The organism is Mesorhizobium sp. WSM4817 (assembly GCF_055811135.1).
Map to the genome: position 1 here is coordinate 1 of NZ_JBVVQQ010000138.1, position 435 is coordinate 435.

General features: G+C 61.1%; 3 pseudogenes. All 3 read left to right on the forward strand.

Annotated elements, in window-relative coordinates:
* Window positions 1-144, forward strand: a pseudogene (locus AC0L2K_RS35085) (YggS family pyridoxal phosphate-dependent enzyme); the annotation flags it as partial.
* 3 nt (window positions 145-147) lie between these two features.
* A pseudogene (locus AC0L2K_RS35090) lies at window positions 148-291 on the forward strand (dihydrodipicolinate synthase family protein); the annotation flags it as partial.
* Window positions 292-358: 67 nt separating this feature from the next.
* A pseudogene (locus AC0L2K_RS35095) lies at window positions 359-435 on the forward strand (Tn3 family transposase); the annotation flags it as partial.

Sequence of the window (435 nt, forward strand, 5' to 3'; positions counted from 1 at the left end):
GGTATGACCGGAGACTTCGAGGAAGCCATCGAGGAAGGCGCCACTGTCGTGCGCGTCGGTCAGGCCATCTTCGGCAAGCGGCCGACGCCTGACGGCCACTACTGGCCGGGTTTCGTCCCCACCGATCGAGGAATTGAACCATGATTTTTGGCGAACGGCCTGTCTGCTTTTCCGATCACCCCCGCCGATCGTTCCGGCCGAGTCGACGTTGACGCGCTACGGAAACTGGTCAGCCGGCTGATCGCGGCTGAGGTCGATTCCATCAGCCTGCTCGGCAGCACCGGCATATATTGCAGAGCTGGGCGCAGCGGCGAAGCTGCCAATCTCCCTCCTTGCGGGGGAGATGGCCGGCAGGCCAGGGCGAAACATTCCAGATACGCTGTTGAAGCATATCTCGCCGCTGAGTTGGGAACATATCAACCTGACAGGCATCTA